Origin of the sequence: Microbacterium sp. MTN4-26 (assembly GCF_042846595.1) — a bacterium.
GTDB classification, from domain to species: domain Bacteria; phylum Actinomycetota; class Actinomycetes; order Actinomycetales; family Microbacteriaceae; genus Microbacterium; species Microbacterium luteum.
The window spans coordinates 74466-97407 of sequence record NZ_BTGO01000010.1 but is presented as its reverse complement, the minus strand read 5'-3'; the positions used below and the strand labels follow the sequence as shown (position 1 = coordinate 97407).

The following is a 22942-nucleotide window of genomic DNA, read 5'->3' as shown; positions in this document are numbered from 1 at the left end:
GAGCCGTGGACCGCCGCATTCCGCGGCGCCGTGTGTCAGTGCGTTCCGCCGACACTCGAAGGGGCCTCATGCCCGCGCATCCGCACACCTCCGCGGTCGTCCTCGACCGCCTCTGCTTCACCTGGTCAGACGGCTCCCCCGCGCTCGACGACGTCTCCGGAGCGATCGGCGAGGGCCGCACCGGACTCGTCGGGCGCAACGGGTCGGGCAAGTCGACACTGCTGCGCCTGATCGCGGGCGAGATCGCCCCCGCATCCGGATGTGCGTCGCGAGAAGCGGCAGCGCATCGAGGCCGAGACGACCATCGCGCGTCGGCGGGCGGTGGGCGCCAAGGCCGAGCGCGAGAAGCGCGTGCCGCCGATCGTCGCCGGCAACCGCAAACGCGCCGCCCAGGTCTCGGCCGGTCGACTTCGCACCGAGAGCCGGGAGAAGGAGGCGAGAGCCCGCGCGGCCCTCGATGAGGCCGAACGGCGCGTGCGCGACGACGACGCCATCCGAATCGACCTGCCCGACCCCGGCGTTCCCGCCGGCCGGCGCATCGCCACCCTCAACGACGGCGATCGCACGTGGGTCGTGCAGGGGCCCGAGCGCGTCGCGCTCATCGGTCCGAACGGCGCCGGCAAGACCACGCTGCTGGAGCAGATCGTCTCGCCCGCCGTTCACAACTCCTCACGAACGGCGTTCGAGGGGCCTGATCCGACGGATTCCGGGCGTAAGAGCCCGGATCTGAGGAGTTGCGTACGCGCGGAGGCGCTCACCGACCGGATCGGCTATCTGCCGCAGCGGGTGGACGGCCTCGACGAGGACGCGACGGTTCTGCAGAACGTGCGCGATGCAGCCGCGAACGTGTCTCCGGCCGAGGTGCGGAACCGGCTCGCGCGGTTCCTCATCCGCGGCGCGGCGGTCGAGCGACCCGTGTCGACGCTCTCGGGCGGAGAGAGATTCCGCGTCGCCCTCGCGCGTCTGCTGCTGGCCGATCCACCCCAGCAGCTGCTGGTGCTCGACGAGCCCACGAACAACCTCGACCTCGACACCGTCGATCAGCTGGTCGACGCCCTCCGGGCGTACCGCGGTGCCGTACTGGTGGTCAGCCACGACGACGCCTTCCTCGCCCGCATCGGCGTCGGCCTCACCCTGGAGCTGCGCGGTGGCTCCCTGCGCGAGGGCGCTCTGCGCCAGGGCTCTCTGCGCGAGGTGTGACCGGCACGGGGCGTGCCGCGTTCGGCCGACACGGCGTCGGTTCATAACTCCTCACGTTCGCGCCCTGTCGCCCGGATGCGGACGCGCGGGGGCGTTCCGCGCTCGGGATGTGAGGAGTTGTGCGCGCGGGCGGGCGTAAGCCGGAGCCGATGTCGGCGGCAGCGAGCATGATGGGAGGATGGCTGGCTCCGGCGACGTGCTCGAGCGGTTCGGCCCTGCCACGCAGGACTGGTTCCGCGGAGCCTTTGCACGCCCCACCGACGCCCAGCGCGGCGCATGGGAGGCGATCTCGCACGGCAAGCACGCCCTCGTCGTCGCTCCCACCGGGTCCGGCAAGACCCTGTCGGCGTTCCTGTGGGCCATCGACCGCGTGTTCCGCGAGAGCGTCGCGGCCGATCGACCCGATGCCGCGCCCGTGCGTGGGCGGAAGCGGGCGGCCAAGGAGCCTGCGCGCGGCACCCGCATCCTCTACATCTCGCCGCTGAAGGCCCACGGCGTCGACGTCGAGCGCAACCTGCGCTCCCCGCTCGTCGGGATCGGGCAGTCCGCGCGGCGCCTCGGCATCCGCGTGCCCGATGTCTCGGTCGGCGTACGCTCGGGCGACACGTCGTCCGCCGACCGGCGTAAGCTCGTCGCAGCGCCCCCGGACATCCTCATCACCACCCCGGAGTCGCTCTACCTGATGCTCACGAGCCAGGCCGGGCAGACGCTGCGCGACGTGCACACGGTCATCGTCGACGAAGTGCACGCGGTCGCGGCCACCAAGCGCGGCGCACACCTGGCCGTCAGTCTCGAGCGGCTCGACGCCCTGCGCCGCGAGCACGATCCGGATGCGGGTCCCGCGCAGCGGATCGGCCTGTCGGCGACCGTACGCCCGATCGACGAGGTCGCCCGGTTCCTCGGCGGCGCCGAACCGGTCGAGATCGTCGCGCCGCGCGCATCCAAGCAGTTCGAGCTGAAGGTCGTCGTGCCCGTCGACGACATGCTGAATCCGCCCCCGCCGCCGACCTCCGCGCGTGGCGCACCCGGTGCCGCGCCGGCATCAGCCGATCCGGGAACCGTCGACGACCTCGACGGCACACCCCTCGACGAGGACTGGTTCGGCGACGGCTCGGCGGGCGCCGAGAACACCGAGATGACAGGATCGGTGTGGCCGCACGTCGAAGAGGCGATCGTCGACCGCATCCTCGAACACCGTTCGACCATCGTCTTCGTCAACTCCCGCCGCCTCGGCGAACGCCTCACCGGACGCCTCAACGAGATCTACGCCGACCGGCTCGGGCTCGAGGCACCGTCGCCGGATGCGCCGCCGTCCGGCCCACCGGACTCGGCCACATCGAGCCGGATGCCGGCCGAGATGATGGCACAGGCGGGAGTGTCCTCGGGGGCGGCGCCCGCACTCGCCAAAGCCCACCACGGGTCCGTCTCGAAGGAACAGCGCGCGCAGGTCGAGGAGGAGCTGAAGTCCGGCGTCCTCCGCTGCGTCGTGGCCACCAGCAGCCTCGAGCTCGGCATCGACATGGGCGCCGTCGACCTCGTGATCCAGGTCGAGGCGCCGCCGTCCGCGGCATCCGGACTGCAGCGTGTGGGCCGCGCCGGGCACCAGGTGGGCGAGGTGAGCCGGGCGGCCCTCTTCCCGAAGCACCGGGCCGATGTGCTCCACACCGCGATCGTGACCGAACGGATGCTCGCGGGGCAGATCGAGGCGATCGCGGTGCCGCAGAACCCGCTCGACATCCTCGCCCAGCAGACCGTGGCTGCGGCCGCCCAAGGCGAGATCGACGTCGAGGGCTGGTTCGAGACGGTGCGCCGCAGCGCGCCGTTCCGCACCCTGCCGCGCTCGGCGTACGAGGCAACGCTCGATCTGCTCGCGGGCCGGTTCCCCTCCGACGAGTTCGCGGAGCTCCGTCCTCGCGTCGTGTGGGATCGCGACGCGGGAACCCTGACCGGCCGGCCCGGCGCCCAGCGCATCGCCGTCACAAGCGGCGGCACCATCCCCGACCGGGGCCTGTTCGGCGTCTTCGTCGCCGGCGAGACCCGCAATGCCCGCGTCGGTGAGCTCGACGAGGAGATGGTCTACGAGTCGCGGGTCAACGACGTCTTCACGCTCGGCACGACGAGCTGGCGCATCGTCGAGATCACGCACGACCGCGTCAACGTGCTCCCGGCGTTCGGGCAGCCGGGCAAGCTGCCGTTCTGGCACGGCGACGGCCTCGGCCGCCCGGCCGAACTCGGCGAGGCGCTCGGCACGATGGCTCGCCAGCTCTCCGGAGCCTCTCGGGAGAAGGCCGAGGCACGCCTGGGCGACGCCGGTCTCGACGGGTTCGCGATCGAGAACCTGCTGACCTACCTCGCCGAGCAGCGCGAAGCGACCGGGACCGTGCCCACCGACCGCACGCTGACCGTCGAGCGCAGCCGCGACGAGGTCGGCGACTGGCGCGTCATCTTGCATTCACCGTACGGCATGAAAGTGCATGCGCCGTGGGCTCTCGCCGTCAACGCCCGCATCCGCGAGCGCCTCGGCGTCGAGGGAGCGGCGGTCGCCAGCGACGACGGGATCATCGCGCGCGTCCCTGATGCGGCAGCCGAACCTCCCGGCGCCGACCTGTTCGTGTTCGAGCCCGACGAGCTCGAGCAGCTCGTCACCGACGAGGTGGGCGGATCGGCGCTGTTCGCCTCGCGCTTCCGCGAATGCGCCGCCCGCGCCCTGCTGATGCCGCGGATGAACCCGAGCAGACGCAGTCCGCTGTGGCAGCAGCGTCAGCGCTCCGCGCAGCTGCTGGAGGTCGCGCGCCGCTACCCCACGTTCCCGATCATCCTCGAGACCCTGCGCGAGGTGCTGCAGGACGTCTACGACGTGCCCGCCCTGCTGCGCGTGGCCCGCCGCATCGGCGACCGCAGCATCCGCCTCGTCGAGACGACCACGAGCCAGCCGTCCCCGTACGCCCGCGACCTGCTGTTCGGATATGTCGGCGCGTTCATGTACGAGGGCGACTCGCCGCTGGCCGAGCGTCGGGCTGCGGCGCTGTCGGTCGACCCGGCGCTGCTGTCGGAGCTGCTCGGCAAGGTCGAGATGCGCGAGCTGCTCGATCCCGACGTCATCGCCCAGTTCGAACGCGAGGCGCAGAAGCTCGATCCCGACCGTCGCGCTCGCGGGGTCGAGGGGGTCGCCGACCTGCTGCGCGTGCTCGGTCCGCTGGATGCCGGCGAGGTCGCCGTGCGCCTGCAGGACCCGACCGGCCCGGCCGCTGCCGCCTCCGAAGCGAGCGCCGCGCAGCTGCTCGACGAGCTGGTCGATGCGCGACGGGCGATTCGCGTGACGATCGCCGGGGCGTCCCGGGTGGCGGCGATCGAAGACGCCGGCCGGCTGCGCGACGGCCTCGGGGCGGCGCTGCCGGTGGGCATTCCGCTCGCCTTCCTCGAACCTCTCCCCGATCCGGTGGGCGACCTGGTGGCCCGCTACGCACGGACGCACGGACCCTTCACGGTCGATGCGGTCGCCGAGCGCCTCGGCGTGGGGGTCGCGGTCGCGCGTCACACGCTGCAGCGGCTCGAGGGTCAGGGGCGCATCTCGAGCGGATTCTTCCTCCCGGTGGAGAACGCCGGCGGATCGCGCGATGACACGGAATGGTGCGACAGCGAGGTGCTGCGCCGACTGCGGATGCGGTCGCTGGCCGCGATCCGCGGCAGCGTGGAACCGGTGCCACCCGAGGCGTTCGCTCGCTTCCTGCCGGTCTGGCAGCACGTCACGCGTCCGCTCGACGGCATCGACGGCCTCGCGGCGGTCATCGAGCAGCTCGCGGGCATTCCGGCGCCGGCGAGCGCGTGGGAGTCGCTCATCCTGCCCTCTCGCGTGCGGGACTACGCCCCCGCGATGCTCGACGAGCTCACCGCGTCGGGAGAGGTCGTCTGGACCGGCCACGGGTCGCTCCCGGGCCGAGACGGGTGGATCGCCTTCCACTCGGCTGACGCAGCGCCGCTCACCCTCACGCGCGACGACGTCGAGATCGCCGCGGACTCCCTCGACGCTCGCGTCATCGAGGTGCTTGCGGCCGGTGGGGCGTACTTCGCCGCCCAGCTGAAGTCGCTCGCCGGCGCGGAGAACGAGCAGTCCGTCGTCGACGCCCTGTGGCGCCTCACCTGGGCGGGACGCGTGACCAACGACACCTTCGCGCCCGTCCGAACGCTCGTGGGCGGGGGTTCCCAGGCGCATCGGGTCGCCCGCAAGACGCCGCGTTCCCGCATGTATCGCGGGGCAACGCTGCCGCGGGTGTCCGCGTCTGCTCCGCCTCGTCCGCCCGCCATCGGGGGCCGCTGGTCTCTCGTTCCCGACGCCGAACCGGATGCGGCGCTGCGCGCCACCGCCGCGGCGAGCCTGCTGCTGGACCGCTACGGCGTCGTGACGCGTGGCTCCGTGCAGTCCGAGGGCGTTCCCGGCGGATTCGCCCAGGTCTATCGCGTGCTCGCTGGATTCGAGGAGGCCGGCCACTGCCGGCGGGGCTATGTCATCGAGAAGCTCGGGGCCGCGCAGTTCGCGGCGTCGGCGACGGTCGACCGCATCCGCGAGTTCGCCGGTCTCGCCGATCCGCCGCCGCGCACGGCCGTGACGCTTGCGGCCACCGACCCTGCGAACCCGTACGGGGCCGCACTGCCGTGGCCGGCACTGGCCGAGATCTCGCACCGGCCCGGCCGCAAGGCCGGCGGGCTCGTGGTGCTCGTCGACGGCGACCTCGCGCTCTACCTCGAGCGCGGCGGCAAGACGGCACTGGCCTTCACCGATGACGAGGAGGTGCTCCGGGCGGCTGCTGCCGACCTCACCGCCACCGCGCGCCGACGACGGCTGGACACCCTCACGATCGAGCAGGTCAACGGCGCGTTCGTCTACGGCACGCCCCTCGGCCGGGCCCTGCGCGAAGCCGGCTTCGTCGAGTCGCCGCGCGGACTGACGCTGCGGCGCACGACCGCCGGCGACGCCCAGCGGGAAACCGCCCGTGCCTGAGGGCGACACCGTCTTCCGCGCCGCGCGGCGCCTGGCCGACGTGCTCGACGGACGCGAGCTCGCCCGCTTCGATCTGCGGGTGCCGCAGGTCGCGACCGTCGACCTGACCGGTGCGACCGTGCAGGAGGTCGTACCCCGCGGCAAGCACCTGCTGCACCGCATCGACGGGTGGACCCTGCACACCCACCTGAAGATGGAGGGCGAATGGCACGTCTACGAGCGCGGCGGGCGGTGGCGCAAGCCCGGCTACAAGGCGCGCGCCGTGCTCGGCACATCCACCCATGACACCGTCGGCTTCGACCTCGCCGATATCTCGGTGGTGCGCACGGAGGATGAGGGCGCGCTCGTCGGTCACCTGGGTCCCGATCCCCTGAGCGCGTCGTGGGATCCGGATGAGGCCGCCCGTCGGCTCTCGGCCGACCCGCGAGCGGTGCACGTCGCGCTGCTCGATCAGCGCAACGTCGCCGGTTTCGGAAACGAGTACGCCAACGAGATCCTCTTCGTGCGCGGCGTTCTGCCCACCACCCCCGCCCCAGAGGTCGACGTGCCGGCACTCCTCGACCTCGGCACGCGCATGATCCGCGCCAATCGCGACCGATCCGGCCGCACGTTCACCGGCGACTCGCGCCCCGGTCGATCCACGTGGGTCTACCGTCGCGAGGGTCGGCCGTGCCGTCGATGCGGCACGCTGATCCGCGGAGGAGAGATGGGCGCCGACCCGACCTCCGAACGCATCACCTTCTGGTGCCCGCGCTGCCAGAGCTGATCCCGCATCCACGTCGGTGCCCGATTCCCGTCAGTGCCCGATGTATCTTCCCGGCCGGTGGTTGAGGGCCAGCACGAGGTTCAGCACCACCGCTCCCGCCGCGCTCAAGACCACGCTCCAGACGGGCACCACCAGCAGGGCCGCCCCGATGATCAGCACGTCGAAGATCATCATCGTCCACCCGGCGCGGAAGCCCCAGCGATCCTGCACGATCAGGGCGACGATGTTCACACCGCCGAGACTCGCGCGATGGCGGAAGAGGATGAGCAGGCCCACGCCGGCCAGGAGGTTCCCGCCGAGCGTGCCGTAGATCGGGTCGAGGTCGTCGATTACGAGCATCCCCTGATGCACGACCGACCATCCCGAAACGAGGCCGATGGCGACCGCGGTTCGCGCGGTGAAACTCCACCCTCGCTGCCACACCGCGAGCACCGCGAACGGGAGGTTGATGACGGCGAACAACAGCCAGAACGGCCACGCCGTCGCGTAGCCGAGCAGGAGGGAGAGACCGGCGGTACCGCCGGTGACCGAACCGGCCGTCTGCAGCAGGTAGAGGCCCAGCGACGCGACGAAGGTGCCGGTGAGGATGCCGAGAACGTCCTCGACCGCGGAGTGGGCCATGCTCTGGTCGTCGAAGACGAGCGACGGACCCGTCGCATCGGGTGCGTCGGACAGGCCGGGATCGTCGAGCGCATCGGGCACGTCGGGCAGGTCGGGATCGCCGACCGGTTCGCTCGTCATCTCGCCATTCTCGCCGACGCCGACATGCCCATCCATTCTCCGTGCCGCAACGAACAACAGATGTCAACCCTGCGCATCCGAATCGGTGGATTCGAGGGAATGAATAGACAATCAAGGAAGTTGTACCTGTATCCGATGCCGAACGGCATCAGAGGAGGGGACTGTGGGTAAGAACTACGTCGACATCGAGAACGACCACGGCGAGACGCTGCGCTACCGCAAGCACGCCAACGGTCGGGGCCTGATCGCGCACGGGGCCAAAGTGCACCCCACCGCGATCGTCGAGTCGGGTGCGTACGTCGAACCGGGAGTCCGAATCGCCGCGAACGTCCACGTGGGCCGCGGTGCGTGGGTCGAGTCCGATGCGGTCATTGGGCCCGACGCCGACATCGCCCCCCAAGCGCACATCGGACCCGGCGCCGCGATCGGCGCGGGCGCGAAGATCGGAATCCGCGCGCACATCGGAAACGGTGCACGCGTCGCGGTCGGCTCGCTCATCGGCGACGACGAGAGCATCGGCGACGGCGAGACCGTCGCGACCGACCGCCGCGGACTGCACCTGGCCGCCTGACCGGACCCCGGCCCTTGCCCGTGGCTTCCCACGGTCGAGGGTCAGAGGATGATCCGACGCTCCCGCCGCTCGCGACGGGAGCGTCTCGCATGCGCGGTGGCCGCCCTTCGCGCCCCTGGCTCCTCCGAGCCCCTGGCGCTTCCGAGCTCTCGCTACCCGTTGCCTGGCACCAACTCAGGCTGGATGAAGCCATATCGGCCGATTCGGGTACGAAATGACCACTTCCGCACCGGCCGGCCTGAATTGGTGCACCGTCGGCCGGTCCACCCGCCCGCTGTGCGCCGCTTTCCGCTGCGTCGCCACGCTGCGTCGCAGGGCCACCCGCCCGCTCGGCCCCGCTGGGCTGAGTCGCCACGCACGCCACGGCACGGCACGGCACGGCACGGCACGGCACGGCCACGGCACGGCACGGCACGGCCGCAGACTGCATCGGGCCGCTCACCCGAGCCCCGCCGCCCCTCGTCCCGTCCAGCCGTCCACCCGGCGGTCGGCCGCGTCCGTCCCTGCCCGTGCAGCAACTCAGGCTGCGAGGGTGAGTCCAGGCTGATTCGGGCCCGGGAAGGGTTTCGGCGGGCCCGCGGGCCTGAATTGATGCACGTCGGCGGCAAGAGGCGCGTGACCGATCCGCCGTCGCGCGACCCGGGGTCCGCGCCCCGACCCCTTGAGGTCCCGCAGCATAGGGTCGGAGGATGATCCGACGCTCCCGCCGCCTTGCGACGGGAGCGCTCGCGTGTGCACTGGCCGCCACCCTCGCGGGGTGCCTCGCGCCGGCGGCGCCCGAGAGCATCCCGTCCACCTCACCGGAAGAAACGGCGCCGAAGGAGGCCGTTGCGATCGAGATCACGCATATCGTCGACGGCGACACCGTCCGCGCGCGACCGGCGGGGGGCACATCCCCACCCTGGACGGTCGCCGAGGGCTCGGCCGACGACGAGGTGCCGGTGCGCCTCATCGGCGTAGACACCCCGGAGGTGTACCCCGACCTCGAGTGCGGCGGGAACGATGCGACGGATGCGCTGCGCGCCCTGGCGTCCGAGGGCGACACGCTGTGGGCGACGCGTGACGACGAGGAGCGCGACACCTACGACCGGGTGCTGCTGTATCTCTGGACCGGCGAGGGCACGTTCGTGAACCTCGACCTCGTGGCGACCGGAGCCGGCGAGGCTCTGCGCATCCACCCGAACGACCGCTACTGGCCGCTCCTTCAGGAGGCCGAGTCCGCCGCGATCGAGGCCGGCGCGGGCATCTGGTCCCGCTGCCGCTGACGCGATCGCGTTCGGTCGCCGCCGAATGTCGTCATCCCCCGAGATGGCGACATCGCGTGACAACCGAACGTCTCGGCGGGAGGCGGGAGGCGGGACGCGGGACGCGGGACGCGGGACACGGCGCGTCAGGCGCAGGCGAACGCGGCGCGGGAGGCGCGGCGCGGGAGGCGGGACGCGGGACGCGGGACGCGGGACACGGCGCGTCAGGCGCAGGCGAACACGGCGCGGGAGGCGCGGCGCGGGAGGCGAGGGAGGCGGGACGCGCGGCGCGGGAGGCGCGGCGCGGGCGACGGGTCAGGCGAAGAGGAAGAGGGCGAATCCGAGGAGCGGGAGGGTGCCCTGCACGAGTGCCGCGCGGAGGTACGAGCGGCCGGTGCTGAGCAGGATGAGGGCCGCCGCGGTCATCGATCCGAGGCTGAACAGCACGAGCGTGCGGCCCGCCACGTCGGCGGCCGTGCCATCGGCTCCGGTCCAGAAGAGCACCACGCCGAGGACCGCACCGACGGCGAGGAACAGGTTGTAGAAGCCCTGGTTGTAGGCCATGCCCTTCATCGCGTCGGCGCTGGCCTGATCCCGCACCCCGAAGCGCTTCCAGATGCGCGGCCGCGTCCACTGCACCGACTCCATGACGAAGATGTACACGTGCAGCAGCGCGGCGAGAACCCCGAACACCGTGGCGAGGATCGCGATCATGATCGAACCCTAGCGTTGCGCGAGCGCTAGCGTGGCTCCATGCCCAGACGCGCGAGACCCTCGGGACCGAACACCCGTTCCGCGCGGTCGCCCAAGCAGCGGACCGCGCGCAGCTCCGCACCGGCGCGGCGCGACGAAGGGTCACCCGCGCCCACGCCCGGCCCGTTCGTGCTGGGCGCCATCCCCGGGGCGACGCCCGGCAAGTGGATCGACGCCTGGCAGGAGCGCATGCCGCGGAACCCGCTCGAGCTTCGCGCCCTCGACGTCGCCGAACAGCGCGACGCGCTGATCTCGGGCGGGGTGGATGCGGCGCTCGTGCGCCTGCCGATCGACCGGTCCGACCTCCACGTGATCCCCCTCTACGACGAGGTGCCCGTCGTCGCGACATCGGCGGACTCGCACCTCACTGCTGCCGACGTGCTCTCCCCGGACGACCTCGTCGACGAAGTGCTGATCATCCCGGGCGATGACGCGCTGGGCATCCGGCAGGAGATGTTCCCGGGCGTCGCGGCGCCCGCCTTCGATCCGCCCACGACCACCGAGGACGCCATCGCCACGGTGGCGACCGGGGTCGGTATCGTCATCGTTCCCATGTCGCTCGCGCGCCTGCATCACCGCAAAGACGTCGCGCACCGCCGGCTCGAGGGCGCACCGGAATCGACCGTCGCCCTCGCATGGGTGGCGGACCGCACGACCCCGCTGGTCGACGCGTTCGTGGGAATCGTGCGCGGCCGCACGGCGAACTCGTCCCGCAGCTGAGCAGCGGCCGGGCCTGAACCGCGTCCCGGTCCGAGCAGCGTCCCCGCTCCCAGCAGCGTCCCGCGTCCCAGCAGCGCCCCGACTCTGAGCATCGCTTCGCGGCTGAGAACCGCGGCCGGCCACTGAGTACCGTCCCCGGTCTGAGCACCGTCCCCGGTCTGAGCACCGTCCCCGGTCTGAACAGCGTCCGGTCTGAGCAGCGTCACGAAGCACCTCGCCACGGCAAGCGCAACCCGTGGCACGGCGACACCGAAAAGCGCCCGGGCACGAGAACAGGGGATGCCGCCACACGTGCGAACGGCATCCCCCGGAAATGGCGTGAATCCCCGCGAGCCCCGACAAGCGGGGAACTCTTCGTGCCCCCAGTGGTCGGCGCCCCCCGGTGCCGACCCAACACGACCACTTCGCATATCTAGAGCATCCTGGGCGATCGCTGATACATCGCCGTGAGAATTCTTTCCGCGCGAATCGGCCGACCCATCGCAGTCTCGGTCGCGGTCTCGGTCGCGGGCCGTCGCCGTCTCAGCTCAGAATCCGGTACCGTGCGCTTGGAAGGGCGAGACCATGTCGAGCCGAGCGGATGCGGCTGCGAGCGCTTCAGCCGGCGCGAGGCCGCTAGCGAGCTCGGCGTGCATCGAGCCGAGCAGCTCGCACGCGATGTCGTCAGCCACGACGACGGGCGCGGCGATGACGGATGCCGACCCGGCGTGGAGCCACACCCGCGCCATGCCGATCGCCTCCTCGCCCCATCGCACGGACGATCGACCAACCTCACACGCCGACAGCACGACCGTCGCGGGCACACGGGAGACCTGATCGATGTCGTAGCCGAAGAGGGCGCCGTCGGCGAGTTCGAGACCGGAGAACATCGGGTTGTCCACCGCGTGACGGCCGTGCGCGGCGACGTGGAGTACGTCGACCTCGCCGGCCAGGTCGGTGATCGCCTGAACGGTGGCGGCGCCGCCGTCGATGACGGGGGCACCGGACCAGGCTGAGGCGCCCACTCGGGCTTCCTCTCCGCCGCGCGCGACGCGTGGCCCGACTGCGAACCCCGCGCTCAGCGGTGCCGCCGGAGCGACGGCGGGCTCCACGGTCGGCGCGACGGCGGGCTCCACGGCCTCACGCCGATGCAGCCACTGCGAGGCCGACGCGGCCAGGGTGAACACACGCCCGCGCATGCCGGGCAGCATCGCCCACGGGATGGCGTTCAGGAGTCCCGGCGCGGTGACCACGAGGCGGCGGGCGGAGGTCTGCCGGAGCGGCCCGTCGAGGAGGGCGGCCGACAGGGCGGCCAGTCGCGCGTCGAGAGACCGGCGCACGACCGCCGCCATCGGCCCCGTGCGCACCGCCGCAGCGACATCGAGATCGGCGCGCAGCCCCTTCTGCAGGTCGCGCACCTCGTCGCCGTCGCCGAGGGACACGATCTCGGCGTGGGAGCCATCGCACACGACGGCGACGATCTCGCGCCCCGTGTAGACGTAGGCGAGCAGCGCGGTGTCGGCGGTGAGGCCGTCGCAGAGCGTCGCGAGGTCGACCCGCGCGTCGATGCGAGACGCGCCGACAGATGTCCACTGCCGCTCGCGGGCGAGGTCACGCAACTGTGCCGCGCGAGGGCTGGAGAGCCAGTCGCGGGCGGGATTCTCCGCACGGAGCATGCGAAGCTCGGCGAGCGCGTCGGCCAGCTGCGGGTCCGGAGGCGGCCGCAGCGGAACGACCTGCTGGCTCAGATGCCGTGCGCGCTCGGACCATTCGAAGACCACCTCGGGCGCGCGCGAGCTCACCGCCGAACGCAGCCCGGCGAAGACGAGGCTCGCCCCGTGCATGGCGACCGAGGTCTGCAGATCGATGCTGCCGAACGAGCTCTGCCACGCTCCGAGGCGATCCAGCCCCGCCGCCGCGTGTCGGCGGGCTTCGGTCGGGCGTCCGCGTGCGGCCGCGCGGGTGGCCTTGAGTTCGTCGGAGAGCAGCCGCAGGTCCATCGGAGCGGATGCCGGCACCCGCGGCGCCGGGGCGGACGGGTCGCCCGCACGCACGGCGGCACGTGCGACGGCGATGCGAAGTGCGACCGCCTCGCTGCGGAAGCCGTGAACGACGAGCGACGCCGCGACATCTTCCGCCGCTGCCGGGGCGGGAGGCCGGTGCTGATTCCCGGAGCCCGGCCGTCTCTCCGCGAGGCGCGCCCGCAGGCGCACCGCTTCGGCGCGGGCGGCCCACGCGTCGTTACCCAGTGCCCGGAACCGTCGCGCGGCGTCTGCGGCGACCCGCGCTGAGGCCGCACCGTCGTGTGCGAGCAGCGATCTCGCGAGGTGGAACTCCGCCTCGGCTCGCGACTGCGGCATGCGGCGCGCGCCGAAGATCGCCGCGGCGTGCCGGAACAGCTCCTCTGCCTCGGTCGTGAGCCCCGCGTCCCGGAACACCTCGGCGCGGTCCATGTCGCCGATCGCTTCGGCGACGGGTGAGGTCGCAGCATCCGATCGCGCGTCTGTCATCTCTCGCAGCGCGCGGACCAGGTCGCCGCGCAGCAGCGCGGTGTATCCGAGATTGTGACGCGCCTGCGCCGCGTCGGTGGCGAGCCCGTGCTCGGCGAACACCGACACCGCCGCCGACAGGTCATCCGCCGCCTCGGCCAGACGCCGCTGCTGCATGCGCACCAGACTGCGGTTCATGCGGATGCGGGACGCGGCGACGGGATCGTCGCTCAGCCGGTCGATGGCATCGCCGAGCCAGCGTTCGCCATCGTCGAGTCGTCCGTTGTAGGTGGCGAGACCGCCGAGCTGGCCGAGCAGGATGGACTCCGTGTGCGGGCTGAGTCCCGGCTGGGCGAGAGCGTTCTGCAGCACCTCTTCTGCCGCGACGGGGCGGCCGGTGCGCTGCAGGGCGATGGCGCGGGTTCCGGCGATGCGCGCGAGCAGGTCGCGGTCGCCGGTCAGGCGCTCGGCCCGGTCGAGCGTGCGCTGCGCCGCCGCGAAGCGGCCGTCGATGCACTGCGCGACGGCGCGCTGATGCAGCTGCGTCGCGTCCGTGCCCACGCCGACATCATGCCGTAGTCGCGGCGGACGCGGTCACCGCGCCGGCAGAGAGCGGGGTGACCGGGCGGCTCAGGCGGGCGCGCGGCGGTGCCCGTCCCACTCCCGCAGGGCGCGGGATCCGGCCTTCTCGAGCGCGCTCACGCGCGCGGCGACCGACGTGTCGGCGGTGCCGTCGATGAGTCCGTCGGCGATGCGCTCGGCGAGCAGCCCCGCGATGAACGGCGCGGCGAACGACGTGCCGCTCCACATGACGAAGCCGCCGGTGTAGTCATCGGGATCGATCGTCTCCCGTCGCAGCCCGAAGCGGTCGTTCCGGGTGCCGGCCTGGGTTCCGCCGTTCAACGGCGGGGCGGAGCTCACGACCGCGGCGCCCGGTGCGTAGACCCGCACCCAGCGCCCGATGTTGCTGAACAGCGCCACGGTCTTGCCGTTCGGATTGAGGGCGCCGACCGACAGGTGCGGTGCCGCATCGGACGGATCATCGACGACGAACTCGGCGTCGGGCCACCGCCAGAGCGCCGCCGGGAAGGCCGGGCGAGAGGTCGCGTCGTTGCCGGCGGAGCACACCACGGCGCAGCCGTGCCGCCGCGCGGCGACGAGGTAGCGCACGAGGGTCTGGTCGAACTGACCGTCTTCCGGAGTCTCGTGGTAGTAGCTCAGCGACAGGTTGAGCACATCGATGGGGCGGCCGCCCGGAAGACCCCGGGCATCGCGGATGACGAGCTCCGCCACCGCGCGCACCGCCTCGAGGAACTCGCCCTCCAGCAACGTGCCCTGACTGTCGGCAACGCGGATCGAGATGAGGTCGGCGTCGGGACAGATCTGCCGCACGACCCCGGCGACGAACGTGCCGTGACCGGCCGCCGCGTCGAGGAAGCCGTCGTAGGGTCCGGAGACGTCGCCGATCGCCTCGGGATCGTCGGCGGGATTCGTGATCCCGATCGGCACACCGTTGACGTGGGGGTCGCGATCGACGATCGACGGCGGCAGCCACGCGTGCTTTCCGCAGCCGGTGTCCATGTAGGCCACCACCGGGCGACGCCCGCGGACGGTCTCGTCGTCGCGCCGGGGCGGATCGCCGATGTAGCTGACGACCTCACGCCCACCCGACCCGGGGTAGGCGTAGGCCCCCGGACCGGGAGCGTTGGTCGACCCATAGGGGTTGGTGGAACCGTAGGGGTTGGTCGAGCCATACGGGTTCGTCGAACCGTAGGGGTTCGTGGAGCCGTAGGGGTTCGTCGAACCGTAGGGGTTCGTGGAGCCGTAGGGGTTCGTCGAACCGGACGGGTCGACGCTGATGACGTGGTCGAGAGCGACGCCGCTGAGGTCCTTGCCGTAGATCGCCCGCGCACGCTGGAGCAGACGCCACGCATCCACCGGCGGCACCGGCTGATCGTCGCGGCCGGGCTTCGGGTCGGGGAAGATGACGCCGAGGAGCACGAGGGGGAGCCCCAGCTCCTCCTCGGCGACCCTCGCACGCTCCTCCGCCTCGGCGTCGGTCTGGCGATCACCCCGGATGCTCTCCACGCGCACGCCCCACCCGAAGTAGGCGCCGGCCGATCGGAGGATCTCGAGGATCTCGAGCAGCCGCGCGCCCTCCGTCAGCAGCACATGATCGGCGGCATAGGTGGTCGGATAGGGATCGACGCCCTCGACCTGCTCGACGCCCGGGTCGAGGGGCACGCCGCGCGGCCTGCCGGCCTGGATCCGATCGCGCCACCCGGGCTCATCGACGGTGTCGGCCATGCGTCCCCCTGCTCTCTCTCGCCGCGCACGGCGATCTCACTCGGCGGATGCGGGCGCATCCACCGCTCTCAGGCCTCGAACTGAGGCGTCTCGAACTCCTTCATGGCTCCGTCCGTGCCGCGCACGGCCATCCGCAGACGCGTCATGCCGGGCGGGATCTCCTCGAACGCGAACCGGCCGTGCTCGGCCGGGTCGGCCGCCCAATCCGCGTCGCCCTGCACGAGCCGGATCGCGAGCGTCTCGGCGTCGACCCAGCCGTCGATGCGCCGATTGCCCGCGGCGGTCACGCTCACGTGCAGCAGCACGGTCGTGTCGCCGCGGCTGAATTGCAGGGTCGCGGTCTCTGCGGGCGTCGTGCGCACCGCTCCGGTGACGGCCCCCTCCACGAGGGTCAGCAGCGCGTACTCCCGCGACAGGTCGGCGACCGCCACGGCGGCGACCATCCGATCGATCATGTCGGCCGGCATCGGGTCGATGTCATCCCATGTCGCGCGCAGCCGCGCGAACAGCGCCGCGTCTGCGGCGAAGTCTTCAGTGTCCATGTGCGTCTTCCTCTTCCCCGGCGCCCTCGAAGAGGGTGCGGAGCTTGCCGAGGCAGCGCCGGCGAGTCGGTCCGATCGATCCGACCGGCATCGCCATGTCGGCGGCGATGCGGGCGTAGTCGGGGCGGTCGTCGAATGCGACGATGCGCAGCAGCCGCTGGCAGCGTTCATTGAGCTGTGCCACGGCCTGCCACAGGCGACGCGACTCGTCGTCGGTCGCCGCGGTCTGTTCCGCGGATTCGTGGACCGGAAGGTGCGGCTCGAGGTTCTCGGCCTCGGTCGCCTCGGCGCGACGCTGCTGCTTGCCCACCCGCCACGCCTCACGGCGCGCCGTCGTGGTCAGCCAACCCGACACGGCACTCGGATCGGCGATCGCGGAATGCCGCTGCACGAGGGTGAGCCACGTAGTCTGCACGACGTCCTGCGCGAGCGCGGCGTCGAGCCCGTACGCGCGCACCACGTGCCACAGCACCGGCGTCATCAGCGCCACCAGTTCATCCATCGCCCGACGGTCGCCGTCCCGCCAACGCCGAAAGAAAGCGGCCGCTCTCTCCCACCGTGGCTGATCGACGGACTCGACGGAGGCCCCAGACCCCGCATGCGTCATGAAGCCCATTGTGTCCACAACACCGGAGAGGGCGAAAGTCGCTCGGTGATACATGGGAGAATCGACAGATGTCGAACGCGCGAATTCTCTATGTCTGCGCGCGCCCGCAGCGCGAGGCCGCCGAGGCGGAATCGCGGTCGTTCGGCCGCGCCATGGGGCTCGAGTCGGGAGCCCTCGACGAGCTCGACCTCGTGCGCACCTCGCTGGATGCGGCGATGCTCGGAGACTACGCCGGACTCGTCGTCGGCGGCAGCCCGTTCAACGTCACCGACCCTGAAGACACGAAGACCGACGTGCAGCGGCGCGTGGAGGCCGACCTCGAGCGCATCGTCGGCGCCTCGGCCGACGGCGGACCGGTGGGGCTGTTCACCTGCTACAGCATCGGCGTGGTCACCCGCATGCTCGGGGGAACCGTGAGCCGCGCCTTCCCCGAAGACACCGGACCGACCCCCGTGCAGGTGACCGATGCCGGCGCGGCCGACCCGCTCTTCGACGGCCTGCCCGAGACCTTCACCGCACTCACCGCCCACAAGGAGGGCACCGAGACCCTGCCGCCGGGCGCCGTGCATCTGGCCGCCGGCGCCGCGTGCCCCGTGCAGGCGTACCGCGTCGGGGAGCGGGTCTACACCACGCAGTTCCATCCCGAGCCCACGCCGGCGGACTTCATCGAGCGGATGACCGTCTACCGCAACGACGGCTACTTCGACGCCGACGACTTCGATGTCATCGCGGATCGCGTGCGCCCGGCCGAGCTCGACGCGCCGTTGACGCTGCTGCGGACCTTCGCCACGCGCATCGCCCTCTGAGCCGCGCGGCGGCCGACGCCGCGGTCTGTCAGGAAGTCCGTGGCTGGCCTTGCGTCACGATGATCACGGTCAGTCGTGCTCGGGACGCAGGAGCCGCAGTCCCGCGATGATGGCGGGTACCACCAGCACCACGGCGGCGACGAGAAGGGCGGCCGTCGCGATCGCCTCGCTCGACGGTTCGCCGGTGAAGCGGGCCACGGCCAGCCACGTCAACCCCCACGCGATGGCGACACCGGGCGCGATGCGCCACCGGCTGGCCCACGCGATCCCGAGACCGATGACACCGACCACCAGCAGCACCACGATGCCCCACACATCGGGCGCGTCCACGCGCACGCCGCTCGCGGTGAAATAAGCGGTGAGGTTGGCGACCGTGGCGAGCGTCACCCACCCCAGGTGCAGGCCCGTCACGCCGTCGATGAGGGCCGCATCCAGCACCCCGCCGCGCGGAAGCCGGGTCGCGACCGACCGCCGAAAGGTGAAGCCGAGCGCGACCAGCAGCACGGCGATCATCACGACGGTGAGCAGCAACGTCGTGAACTGAGCGGTCACCAGCCACAGGCCGTTGAGCACTTCGGTCACCGCGATCCACCAGCCCATCGACCGCTGGCGCATGCTCGCCCGCTGCGACGGCAGCGCCTGCCAGATCGCGTAGGCGATGAGTCCGAGGTAGATGACGCTCCAGATCTGGAACGCCGGGCGGGCGGGCGCCAGATATGACGCGTCGGCGTCGAGGGCGCCGCCCTGCAGGTCCTGCACGGGCGTTCCGCCGAAGAGCCCCGTGCCCACCATTGCGGCGATCAGCATGAACACCGTCGCCGCGATCACCCCGATCTGCCGCACGAGGTCGGCGGCAGACGCGGTGGTCTCGGATGCGGGCTGCGGCGAGGTCATGCCCCTACGGTAGGAACCCGTCCGGAATCCGCTCAGAGGCTTGCGCCGCCCGCGCAGCTGTGTCAGGCGCGATCATCCCCCGGCCGGTGCGGGCCGATGATGACGGCCGCGTCGGCGGGGACGGTGATGCCGCCGGACTCCTCGGTGACGGCGGGCGACGTGCTCAGCAGCACGACCTCGCCTTCCTCCATTCGCGTCGTCCACGGGTTCCCGGCGAGGTTCACGAGGATGCGCAGCGCACCACGGCGCAGCTCCCAGGCGCGGCTGCCGGGGCCCTCGTCGACCACGAGGTCGGCGCCGAGCGCGGCGAGATCGGGATCGGTGAGCTCCGGTCGCTCGCGGCGCAGGCGCGCGAGGCGGCGGTAGAGCGCGAGCAGGCGCGCGTGCTCGCCGTCGCCGGCCTCCTCCCACGCGAGGTGAGAGCGGTGGTAGGTCTCGGGATCCTGCGGATCGGGCACCGTCGCCGGGTCCCACCCCATGCGGGCGAACTCCTCGATACGGCCTTTCGCGGTGGCCTCCCCGAGCTCGGGCTCCGGATGCGACGTGAAGAACTGCCACGGAGTCGACGCGCCCCACTCCTCGCCCATGAAGAGCATGGGGGTGCCCGGAGCGGTGAGGGTCAGTACCGCGGCCACGGCCAGGCGGTCCGGCGTCAGCGACTGGCTGAGCCGGTCGCCGGCGGCGCGGTTGCCGATCTGGTCGTGGTCCTGCGCGAAGGTCACCAGGCGCCACGCCGGCATCTCCGCGGGAACGGGCCGGCCGTGCTCGCGTCCCCGGAACGACGAGTACGTGCCGTCATGGAAGAACCCGCGCGTCCACACCTTGGTCAGCGCGTCGACAGCCGCGAAGTCCTCGTAGTATCCGACCGTCTCGCCGGTGAGTGCCACGTGCGCCGCGTGGTGCCAGTCGTCGCTCCACTGCGCGTGGAGGCCATAGCCGCCGGCTTCTCGCGGCAGGATCAGCGTCGGGTCGTTCATGTCCGATTCCGCGATCAGCGTCAGCGGCACGCCGCGATGGGCCGAGAGGGCGTCGGCGGCCTCGGCGAGCTCGCGCAGGATGTGCACCGGCTGCGCGTCCTTCAGCGCGTGGACCGCATCCAGCCGCAGTCCGTCGACGCCGTAGTCGCGCATCCACATCAGGGTGTTCTCGACGATGTAGGCGCGCACGGCGGGCTCGTCGAGGTCGACGCTGGAGCCCCACGTGTTGCGCTCGGCGTCGCGCAGATACGGACCGAACTCGGGCAGGTAGTTGCCGCTCGGGCCGAGGTGGTTGTAGACGACGTCCTGGATGACCGCGAGCCCGGCGGCGTGGGCGGCCTGAACGAAGCGCACATACGCCGCCGGCCCGCCGTAGGCCTCGTGCACCGTGTACCAGAGCACGCCGTCGTAGCCCCAGTTCCACACGCCATTGAAGCCGTTGACCGGCAGCAGTTCGATATGCGAGACCCCGAGGTCGACCAGGTGCGAAAGGCGACCGGCCGCGGCATCGAGGGTGCCCTCGGGGGTGAAGGTGCCGACGTGCATCTCGTAGACCAGGCCTCCGGCAAGCTGTCGCCCGGTCCACATCGCGTCGGTGAGGTGCGGTGCCGCGGCGGTCAGCGCCTCGTGATCGACGTGCGCAGAGAGTCCGTGCACACCGTCGGGCTGACGCCTCGAACGCGGGTCCGGGCGAACATGATCCCCGTCGCCGAGCACGAACCCGTACCGTTCGCCGTCGGCGAGGTCGACGTCGCACGTCCACCAGCCATCGGCGGCGGCGGTCATCTCGACGTCGCCGCTTCCCGGTCGGCGCAGCCGCATCCGCTCGACCCGCGGTCCCCACACCTCGACGCTCATGATCTCATTCCCCCTCGAGTGCACGGCTTCTCGCCGAAAGCACGAGATATCTGCGCAGACAAGGCGTGCACTCGGCGAGTTCTCGTGCACTCGATGTCAGCCACCGGACACCTCGCGAGCCAGGAGAGCGACCGGGTACGTCGACAGCAGGTCGGCGAGCGCGCTCGCGCCGCCCGCGATGCGCCGGCCCGTGATCGCGTCGACGAAGGCGCCGTCGGGCAGCATCAGGGCGGTGTCGCCCCAGCCGCCGCGGGCGGCGAGGCCTACCGGCAGCCGCGTCGCGACGGCGATCGCACCACCGCGATCGAACGCGATCGCGTGGTCGGCGGCCTCACCCACCACCGTCATCGGCGTGTAGCGCGTGTACAGCTCCGGATGCTCCCGGCGCAGGCGCAGCGCCCGGGAGGTGACCAGCAGCTTCGCCGCACCCCCGGCATCGACCGCGGGCAGCTCGCCGCGCGAGAACCCGGCGTCGAGCTCGGCCAGCATCCGGGCTCGCCGCGCGAAGTCCACCGGACGCCGGTTGTCGGGATCGACCAGCGAGGTCTCCCACAGCTCCGACCCCTGGTAGACGTCGGGCACACCCGGACCGGCGAGCTGCAGCAGCTTCGCCGACAAGGAGTTCGACCACCCGGCCTCGGCGATCTCGTCGACGAAGGCCTCGACGAGACCGCCGGCGGATCCGAACGCGGCGTCGACGAGGTCGTGCATGCGCTGCTCGAAGATCTCGTCGGGGCGCCACCAGCCGGTCTGCTCCGCGGCCTCGCGCGCCGCCTTCTCGGCGTAGGCGTGCAGCCGCTCGGGCGTCGCCGGCCAGGATCCGACGATCGCCTGCCACAGCAGGTTGTCGAAGGGGCCGTTCCCGGTCGAGGCGACCTCGCGCAGGCGATCCAGCACCTCGCCCCAGCGCCCCGGCACCTCGGCGAGCACGTCGAGGCGAGCGCGCACATCTTCGCCGCGCTTGGTGTCGTGGGTCGACAGCGTCGTCATCGCGTGCGGCCACGACGCCTGACGGCGCTGCCACGCCGCGTGGAACCCCGGCACCGACAGCGCGAACACGACGGGATCGCCGCCGACCTCGGTGAGAGAGCCCAGCCGCGTGTAGCGGTAGAACGCGGTGTCCTCGACGCCCTTGGCCATGACCGGGCCGGTCGTCTGCTCGAAGCGGCGAGTGACCTCGAGCGTGGCGTCGGAGAGGACCGGGACGAGGGTGCGGATCGCGTCGGCCAGGTCGGGACGACGGCGCTCCGCCTCCCGAGCGGCGTGGTGGAGGTCCTCGATCCCGGCCGGCAGGTAGGACCGGTAGGTCGGGAAGCACGCCAGGAGCTCGGCGAGGGCGTCTTCGGCGTCGGCGACCGGCTCGGGCAGGCCCCGCACGAGGCGGCGGATCTCGGAGACCTGGATCGTGTCGGCGATCATGCGCTTGGTGTCGTGGATCATGTCGCCCCACACCGGAACGGTGCCGCGCAGCACGCCGTCGAGGGCGGTGAGAGGCTGCTCGCCGTTCGGGTCGACGAGCACCCGGTCGATCTCGGCCAGCGCGTCGTAGCCGGTCGTCCCGGCGGTGGCCCACCAGGCCGGGAGCGCCTCGGACGGCTCGGCGCCCGGTTCGTGGGCGCTGCGCTCGAGGATCTTCTCCACGAGCACGTAGGCGCCGCCGGTGGCCTCGGCCAGCCGCGCGAGGTAGCCGCCCGGGTCGGCGAGGCCGTCGGGATGGTCCACGCGCAGGCCGTCGACCAGGCCCTCCCGCACCCACCGCAGCACCTCGGCATGGGTCGCGTCGAAGATCTCCGGCCGCTCGACCCGCACCGCCGCGAGCGTCGTCACGGCGAAGAAGCGGCGGTAGTTGAGGTCCGTGGCCTCGTCCTGCCAGAAGCGCAGCTCCCAGTGCTGCCGCTCGAGCACGGATCGCACCCCGTCGGCCGTGGCGAGGTCGTCGCCCTCGCCCACGGAGCCGGGTGCGAGGGGCAGGATGTGCTCGAAGTACCGTGCGAGCCCGGTCGGCGATTCCGGCGCCGGCGCGGGATCGATGCGGATGTCGCCGATCACCTCATCCAACGGCGCCCCGAGGACGGGTACGCGGATGCGGCCCTCGCCGACCTCCCAGTCGATGTCGAACGCGTCGGCGTGCGCCGATGAGCGTCCGTGGGTGAGCACATCCCACCACCACGGGTTCTCGCGTGGCTGCGAGATGCCCATGTGGTTGGGCACGATGTCGGCGAGCACGCCGAGCCCGGCATCGCGGGCGGCCGCCGAGAAGCGGGCGAGCCCCTCGGGTCCGCCGCGGTCGGCGTCGACCCGTGTGACGTCGGTCACGTCGTAACCGTGGTCACTGCCCCGCGTCGACTGCAGCAACGGCGACACGTAGGCGGTGTCCACCCCGAGGTCGGCGAGGTATCCGGTCACCGCCGCGGCGGCGTCGAGATCGAAACCGGCGCGGATCTGCAGCCGATAGGTCGACACGGGATGCGCGGGCATGGCAGTCCTCT

The 22942-nt window shown here is 71.9% G+C and carries 16 protein-coding genes and 1 pseudogene; 8 read left to right on the top strand and 9 right to left on the bottom strand.

The genetic code is table 11. The annotated features are described in order from the left end of the window. Positions 1-68 precede the first annotated feature (68 nt). From ACGG9C_RS10290 to ACGG9C_RS10275, 4 genes and pseudogenes are all read left to right on the top strand, one after another. A pseudogene (locus tag ACGG9C_RS10290) lies at positions 69-221 on the top strand (hypothetical protein); the annotation flags it as partial. Positions 222-261: 40 nt separating this feature from the next. Further along, a complete protein-coding gene (locus ACGG9C_RS10285; protein ID WP_390178615.1) occupies positions 262-1200 on the top strand; it encodes an ATP-binding cassette domain-containing protein in 939 nt (312 codons plus the stop codon). Positions 1201-1378: 178 nt separating this feature from the next. Then, positions 1379-6199 carry a DEAD/DEAH box helicase gene (locus ACGG9C_RS10280; protein ID WP_390178614.1) on the top strand — a complete coding sequence of 1607 codons (4821 nt, stop codon included), beginning with the start codon at positions 1379-1381 and terminating at the stop codon, positions 6197-6199. Beyond that, complete coding sequence (locus tag ACGG9C_RS10275; protein ID WP_194384507.1) at positions 6192-6965, top strand: Fpg/Nei family DNA glycosylase; 774 nt, start codon at positions 6192-6194, stop codon at positions 6963-6965. The genes ACGG9C_RS10280 and ACGG9C_RS10275 overlap by 8 nt, the downstream gene beginning before the upstream one ends. A gap of 30 nt (positions 6966-6995) precedes the next feature. Here ACGG9C_RS10275 and ACGG9C_RS10270 read toward each other — a convergent pair whose 3' ends face one another. Next, on the bottom strand, positions 6996-7586 hold the full coding sequence (locus ACGG9C_RS10270) for a YitT family protein (RefSeq protein ID WP_228481200.1): 591 nt from the start codon (positions 7584-7586) through the stop codon (positions 6996-6998). Between the two features lie 283 nt (positions 7587-7869). Between ACGG9C_RS10270 and ACGG9C_RS10265 the strand changes: the two genes are divergently transcribed. Continuing rightward, positions 7870-8277 carry a transferase gene (locus ACGG9C_RS10265; protein WP_071044088.1) on the top strand — a complete coding sequence of 136 codons (408 nt, stop codon included), beginning with the start codon at positions 7870-7872 and terminating at the stop codon, positions 8275-8277. A gap of 689 nt (positions 8278-8966) precedes the next feature. After that, positions 8967-9542, top strand: a complete 576-nt coding sequence (locus tag ACGG9C_RS10260) for a thermonuclease family protein (protein WP_071044089.1) — start codon at positions 8967-8969, stop codon at positions 9540-9542. A 294-nt stretch (positions 9543-9836) separates the two neighbouring features. On the opposite strand, the gene ACGG9C_RS10255 is transcribed toward ACGG9C_RS10260, so the two are convergent. Beyond that, positions 9837-10235, bottom strand: a complete 399-nt coding sequence (locus ACGG9C_RS10255; RefSeq protein ID WP_176759432.1) for a DUF1304 domain-containing protein — start codon at positions 10233-10235, stop codon at positions 9837-9839. 39 nt (positions 10236-10274) lie between these two features. On the opposite strand from ACGG9C_RS10255, the gene ACGG9C_RS10250 reads away from it, so the two are divergent. Beyond that, positions 10275-10994: a LysR family substrate-binding domain-containing protein gene (locus ACGG9C_RS10250; RefSeq protein ID WP_286718294.1), complete on the top strand. Its 720-nt coding sequence runs from the start codon at positions 10275-10277 to the stop codon at positions 10992-10994. Between the two features lie 527 nt (positions 10995-11521). Here the strand turns inward: ACGG9C_RS10250 and ACGG9C_RS10245 are convergent. The 4 genes from ACGG9C_RS10245 to ACGG9C_RS10230 form a co-directional block, all read right to left on the bottom strand. Beyond that, the gene (locus ACGG9C_RS10245; protein ID WP_228480916.1) at positions 11522-14023 is read right to left on the bottom strand and encodes a CHAT domain-containing protein; all 2502 of its coding nucleotides are present in this window, start codon (positions 14021-14023) and stop codon (positions 11522-11524) included. Between the two features lie 69 nt (positions 14024-14092). Next, positions 14093-15769 (bottom strand): S8/S53 family peptidase, encoded by a 1677-nt coding sequence (locus ACGG9C_RS10240; protein ID WP_194384504.1) that lies wholly within the window; start codon positions 15767-15769, stop codon positions 14093-14095. A 68-nt stretch (positions 15770-15837) separates the two neighbouring features. Further along, entirely contained in the window at positions 15838-16311 is a 474-nt protein-coding gene (locus ACGG9C_RS10235; RefSeq protein ID WP_194384503.1) for a hypothetical protein, read from the bottom strand. Further along, complete coding sequence (locus ACGG9C_RS10230) at positions 16301-16813, bottom strand: RNA polymerase sigma factor (RefSeq protein WP_228480915.1); 513 nt, start codon at positions 16811-16813, stop codon at positions 16301-16303. The genes ACGG9C_RS10235 and ACGG9C_RS10230 overlap by 11 nt, the downstream gene beginning before the upstream one ends. Positions 16814-16986: 173 nt before the next feature. Here ACGG9C_RS10230 and ACGG9C_RS10225 point away from each other — a divergent pair, with 173 nt between their 5' ends. After that, entirely contained in the window at positions 16987-17724 is a 738-nt protein-coding gene (locus ACGG9C_RS10225) for a GMP synthase (protein WP_286718287.1), read from the top strand. Positions 17725-17793: 69 nt separating this feature from the next. Here the strand turns inward: ACGG9C_RS10225 and ACGG9C_RS10220 are convergent, their stop codons facing one another. The 3 genes from ACGG9C_RS10220 to treY all read right to left on the bottom strand — a co-directional run bounded on the left by ACGG9C_RS10220 (position 17794) and on the right by treY (position 22931). Beyond that, the gene (locus tag ACGG9C_RS10220; RefSeq protein WP_194384500.1) at positions 17794-18618 is read right to left on the bottom strand and encodes a tryptophan-rich sensory protein; all 825 of its coding nucleotides are present in this window, start codon (positions 18616-18618) and stop codon (positions 17794-17796) included. Positions 18619-18680: 62 nt separating this feature from the next. Further along, complete coding sequence (gene treZ, locus ACGG9C_RS10215) at positions 18681-20453, bottom strand: malto-oligosyltrehalose trehalohydrolase (RefSeq protein WP_194384499.1); 1773 nt, start codon at positions 20451-20453, stop codon at positions 18681-18683. A gap of 96 nt (positions 20454-20549) precedes the next feature. Further along, positions 20550-22931, bottom strand: coding sequence for a malto-oligosyltrehalose synthase (treY, locus tag ACGG9C_RS10210; protein WP_194384498.1), 2382 nt, complete (start codon positions 22929-22931; stop codon positions 20550-20552). Between the last annotated feature and the right edge of the window lie 11 nt (positions 22932-22942).